The sequence below is a fragment of the Paraburkholderia humisilvae genome, from assembly GCF_902859855.1.
Lineage (GTDB): Bacteria > Pseudomonadota > Gammaproteobacteria > Burkholderiales > Burkholderiaceae > Paraburkholderia > Paraburkholderia humisilvae.
The window spans coordinates 1-5,115 of record NZ_CADIKH010000174.1; the positions used below are offsets into that span (position 1 = coordinate 1).

Below are 5,115 nucleotides of genomic sequence, written 5' to 3' on the forward strand. Positions count from 1 at the left end.
CCGTCGGTTTCGCTTCGTCATCTTCTGGTTCCTTGTTGCCGGCCATTATGGCCGACTCACGCCCCAGCTTTTCCACTCAACGAACTGTCCGAATTCTCGAAGCCACCTCTGATCGTGATCGCTCTCGCTATAATCCACTAACCGCGCAACACCACCTTCCAGCCTGATCACGATCGCCGAAACGACTGATCACCATCACCGAAATCCGCAGTCAGACTTGCTAGCCGACCTAGAGAGCGTCGTTCCGTGTCCGGTAACAAGCGATCTGCGCGATGCCGCGTCACTGTGAAACCGAATACGGCCAATGGACGGTGCGCGTTATCAAAAACGAGCTACGCCCCTTTGATACGCCTCAAGCATCAGCTGGAAACGCTCCGTGGTTTGAGAATCATCGAAGTTCCTGTCGGGATGGAGTTCACGCGCCAGTTGTCTATAGCTCCTCGCCATGCCTTGACGATCAAGACCGGCGAAACGAGCGTCATATGGGTTGGGCTGAGCTTCGCGCACACGCGGCATAGATGATGTCCCGGCGCTCACTCCATGAGATGTTCCGTTCGGGCCTTCGATTGCCAAGGTTTCCCGTTGGGTCGAAACCGGTACGCTTCCCCGCCCCCCCTCAGCGGATACCCGCCGCCGTAATTATCAGAAGAATTGAGAGCGGCTTGCTCTGCTCGCCGAGCGTTACGCATGGCGTCTTGCCCTGCCTGCCAAGAAGAACGTTGCTCGTCCTCGAGTCTACCGGCTGCCTTCTTCCGTGCCCTGCGCGCATCCCACTCCGCAGAGTCCGCAGCCATTCCCTTGAATTCCGCCGCTATCTTAGCTTTCTTCGCGTCCTTATCCGCCTTTTCTCTCGTCTGCTGGGCGCGATGTTCAGCTTCCAATCGACTGAAGCTGTCAGTCTGCACTCCGTAAACTGTCATCAAGGTTGCCTTAATCCTCGATCCGGCATCGGGCCAATTCTCTAGGTGCTCGATGTCATCATATAAAATCTTAAGTTCATCCAAGGAAAACTTATCGATGTCACCCGGTAGCGAATTAAATTTACTCAGCAACAAATGAAGATCGTTTTTAATACGAGATTTCTCGCGGTCATTAAAAATTTTTTGTAATATGTCGTTGTGAAGCGATTTTTCGCGTCCAAGCATATTTTTGAGCTGGTTCATAGGAAGTTTTTTCAATCGGCTCTTATCCAATGACTCACCCCAATAATTTTGCTTGTGCAACGAACGGAGTCTATCTATGACTTCTTTTCTCTCGATCTTGTTCGATTCTTTAACGTTTGCGCCGCCGCCGATCGGTTTGCTGTCGAGTGTCGTTGCCTCCCTCGATTGATTGCTATCAATAATGCTTGCCGAAAGCCTTTTGGGATCGCCGCTTTTCATCTGGCCTTCTCCCGTCTCGACCACCCGGTCTCTGCGATCCAGAAAACCCTGCGCGTGAGCGCTGGGGGCTTGCTCGGATACTTGAGCGAGGTGATCTTGGCAGAGCCTACGCAATTCTTCAATTACCTTCGTCGTTTTTTTGTAATCACCTCCGCCCCCTTTCCGTCTAAGCGAATTCACTTCATTGCTTGCGATTCCAAAATCGATTAATCGAAATCCGCCATTTTCAGTTAATACAATGGAAAGCTCCCCTAAGATGTCCGATATTTTCCCAATATTATCGGTAATCGTTTTTACATCTTCCAGCGTTCTTTCGATACCAGATTTATCTAACTTTCGTAGGATTTCAAAAATATCGGTGATGCTTACTTGATCTTTCTGATATGGTGTTTTGCTGGAAAGTAACACCTCGCATGGTTTGAATTCTAATACGGCATCAATATGCTCAATCCAATATCCATTGGCTATGACATCTTCCGGGGCGTGTCGATCCGTGTTTATCTTTGGGATAACAGTGTTAAGATTTTTGATTTTGATCAGGCTATTATATGCTTTAATATCTTGACCCCTATCTCCTTGATGCTGAGTGGACGAGTCTTTAAAAGATAAATACCCATAATCCTCTTGATCTTTGTGGTGGTAGTATTTTGATGCTCCTTCACGAACAGACTTGGCTTTTTGTGCGTCATTCCCTTTAGCTGAATCTGCTTTTTCCTCCATTCGTTGGTTAGGGATTGACGCTCCCGGCAAGGCAAATGCAGCTGAAAGGCTTGGTTGGGGAAGCAAAGCAGGGGTCTGGCTGTTGGGGCTCTGAGATTGGTCCGGCTCGCGCCGCAGCCCGCTTGTCAGCGGGTTGATCGTCTGCGTTGTGGGTGATGTAGCCGGCGGGGTAGCCGAAGTATCAGATGCATTTGAAGGCACGTTGCTGCGCGCTGGTGGTGGTGCACTGGTCGGCCAAATCGTAGAAGGTGAGGAAGGCATTGGTCGTCTCAATTAAGAATATGGTCGAATGCAGTTTCGCCGATTGCTGCGGTCACCCAGAATATCAGCCGTAAAAACTGCTGGCCAAACGAAATCTAGGCACGCGGCCGCGTGTCGATGGACGAATTGGGATCGCACGCGCTATGCTCGAAGTGCTTCGTCGGATTGCGCGGGAAACCTGGGCCTTCAGCGGTTGTCGAAAAACGCATCATCAGGCAGTCCGAGTAAGTGCGGTTGAAGCCATGAAACCTGACGCGGAATCGCGGGCGTAAAGTTGGCCTGAGCCTGCACGGGGCGAATAAAGTTGCCCATAGGAACGCGAATAGAGCCTTTTGCAGGGCTACTGCCTGCGTCAGATTGTGCGCCATGATGAAGCGCAAACTCGGTTCAATCCCTGTTGACCGCGCAGGTTACTGAATACCGGCTCAATGATTGCCTTGTACGATGCGCCATATTCCTGTCCACGCTTGAGCCGTTGGGCCATCGCTTCGGGCTCCGTGCCGCTGATGCGCAGACTGTGCGTGCCTATCGTCAAACAGGTCATGCTGCCTGTTATCCAGCGGGAGAGTTTTGCAGCTTTACATGCCGTACTCATCGCTCTTCTCTTCGGCCAGCGAGTCGCAAAATTCTACCAGGTTGGGGCTCTCGCAATAGCTTCTTCAGGGAGGGGAGCAGTCAATTCAATTCCCTGTGGATTCGTCGACCCGTTTCTTGGCTCGGGAACGGAGCTGGTATATTGACCGGAGTTGTGGATCTTGCACCCGTGTGGGTCAACCTCTTTACTCTCGTGGTAGAAATGAATCGGGTCGCCAATCTGATCTTTCTGCCGGTAGGCGTGCCGCAGCTCAGAGCGCGTGATGGAGCTTTCCTCGCTTTTCTAGCGCGTCTTGTTAACGACCGCTTTCATATCCAGCTCGTCCAGGATGAAGTGAATGCGATGCTTCGTGTCCGGAGCCTTTGAATTGCCCCCGGAAATTGCACGTTTTTTGGGGTGTTTTTTGGGAAAATATACAGAGAAGGCGTAGCTGGCAGTCGACGAAGATTACTGCACCGGCCATCACGGACTAAAGGTCGTAGCTCGACGTCACGGCGTGAACGTTGAATCGCTACGCATATGGGCCGCGCTTCACATCGTTTATGGCGCTGAAGGTGTACAGGAGAAGCGCGGAAGCGCTTACGGCGTAGAATTCAGGCTATTGGTGTTGCAGCGCGTGCGGGATGAGGAACTATCCTATCGTCAGTTGCGGCGCTCTTTGACATCTGGAACTTCAACATCATCGTCGATTGGGAGCCTGCATATGACGAGGGCGGTTTAGCCGCCTTGTTTCCATACTCCCCGGGCCGCCGCATAAGAATGACAAAGCAGTCGACTAACGAACCTTAGCCCAGTCACGTGATGACGACGCGCGTACCCGCGAGGAACTGCTGGAAGAGCTGACCACCTCCGAATGAAGAGCACTTACGTAAAAAACTCGACGCCTTAGTTCAAGCGAAGGAGTGGGCCGCGCAGCAGTAAAAGCGCGAATCGTGCTTGAGCTGAGGCAACACTACCCGCTCGCCGGGCTGCTGAAGGTCGTCGGTCTTGCGCGCAGTACGTCAACTATCAACGCATTGTCGAGGCTGTCAGGCCGAGGTCTCGTTCGATCGACTGTGTGGCCGGTTTGATGGCCGATCACTTCCTCGAGATCGAGAAGACTCAGCGAGTAGGCAACGTACCATCGCAGGCACAGCCAGGATCACTTCAAGCGGTTAGTGCGGCCGGTTAAGAACCTTGGCGATGTCCGAAGCAAGCGTCGTTCGTGGTGTCATTGTCCTCTTTGCAGCGAAACGGGGTATCGCGGGGAGCAATCAAGCACACAAAACCCGACGTTTGCACAAAACCGAAGCCAGAGATTTGCGCAAACATGCGTGATGTTTCGTATTTTTGTACATTTTCATGTTTCATTAAGTTTAACTAACAAATAATTAACTCTGCTATCTATCTGGGACGTGAGGGCGCCAGTGCCACGTGGCGCCGTGTATTCACGGCAGCATTGGTATTGACAGTCTTAAGACCAGCATATCAGTTTCATTTTCGTTAGATTTGTCGTTACGCGGCATACGTGCCCGATGTGCTGCCTTGGAGAGAACAAATGAAGAAGATCGTCCCGTTTATCGTCGCGGCCGCGCTCGGGGCTGACTTGACAAGCGCCGCGCAGGCGCATGTGTCGGTGGGTATCCACATCGGTGTGCCGGTGTATCCGGCCTACGGAGCGCTGGCCTACTATCCGCCTCCGCCGTTTGTGTATGCACCGCCGGTCGTCGGCTACTATGGGTATCGCGGGTACTACCGTCCGCATTACCACCGGTACTACCGCCACGGCTATTACCGACATTGACCTGACGTTGCCCGCGAATTTCGGATCCCTTGACTGAGCGGAGATTATGCCACCCGTTGATTCTGGACGGAGTACCAGTCCTGCTCGAATTGCATCGGGCTGACGTAGCCCAATGTCGAGTGCTAGAGGGTAGCCGCGTTTCCTCTCAGAAACGCGGCCCCCGAAGAACTGTACGTGCAAGTTTCCCTGCATACAGCTCGAGCACAGCATTAAGCGCCGTACTGGCGCCGGTCTTGCCGTATTGCACAAGCCCTTCGCAAGCTGTCACATCGTTGGTTTATCTCATTGTTGAGACGAGGGCGCTAAACCGTCGTAAAACGGCCTCTTTCAAGCTTCCCTGCAGTCGAACTTCAAATGAACACCTGCGACAGCTG

The 5,115-nt window shown here is 52.5% G+C and carries 4 protein-coding genes and 1 pseudogene; 2 read left to right on the forward strand and 3 right to left on the reverse strand.

The genetic code is table 11. The features are described 5' to 3' along the window. Positions 1-321: 321 nt before the first annotated feature. A complete protein-coding gene (locus HV796_RS46235) occupies positions 322-516 on the reverse strand; it encodes a DnaJ domain-containing protein (RefSeq protein ID WP_175233270.1) in 195 nt (64 codons plus the stop codon). Positions 517-533: 17 nt separating this feature from the next. After that, on the reverse strand, positions 534-2,363 hold the full coding sequence (locus tag HV796_RS40125) for a RodZ family helix-turn-helix domain-containing protein (RefSeq protein WP_175233271.1): 1,830 nt from the start codon (positions 2,361-2,363) through the stop codon (positions 534-536). 736 nt (positions 2,364-3,099) lie between these two features. Here HV796_RS40125 and HV796_RS40130 point away from each other — a divergent pair. Continuing rightward, complete coding sequence (locus HV796_RS40130) at positions 3,100-3,324, forward strand: hypothetical protein (protein WP_217478199.1); 225 nt, start codon at positions 3,100-3,102, stop codon at positions 3,322-3,324. Between the two features lie 676 nt (positions 3,325-4,000). On the opposite strand, the pseudogene HV796_RS40135 reads toward HV796_RS40130, so the two are convergent. Next, positions 4,001-4,172: pseudogene (locus tag HV796_RS40135) on the reverse strand (IS6 family transposase); the annotation flags it as partial. Positions 4,173-4,495: 323 nt separating this feature from the next. Here HV796_RS40135 and HV796_RS40140 point away from each other — a divergent pair. Then, positions 4,496-4,741, forward strand: coding sequence for a hypothetical protein (locus HV796_RS40140; protein ID WP_175233273.1), 246 nt, complete (start codon positions 4,496-4,498; stop codon positions 4,739-4,741). Positions 4,742-5,115 lie beyond the last annotated feature (374 nt).

Bases quoted from the DNA above. Each gene is read 5' to 3' on its own strand.
- HV796_RS46235 (WP_175233270.1), bottom strand. From the start codon at position 516: ATGCCGCGTGTGCGCGAAGCTCAGCCCAACCCATATGACGCTCGTTTC.
- HV796_RS40140 (WP_175233273.1), top strand. From the start codon at position 4,496: ATGAAGAAGATCGTCCCGTTTATCGTCGCGGCCGCGCTCGGGGCTGAC.
- HV796_RS40125 (WP_175233271.1), bottom strand. From the start codon at position 2,363: ATGCCTTCCTCACCTTCTACGATTTGGCCGACCAGTGCACCACCACCA.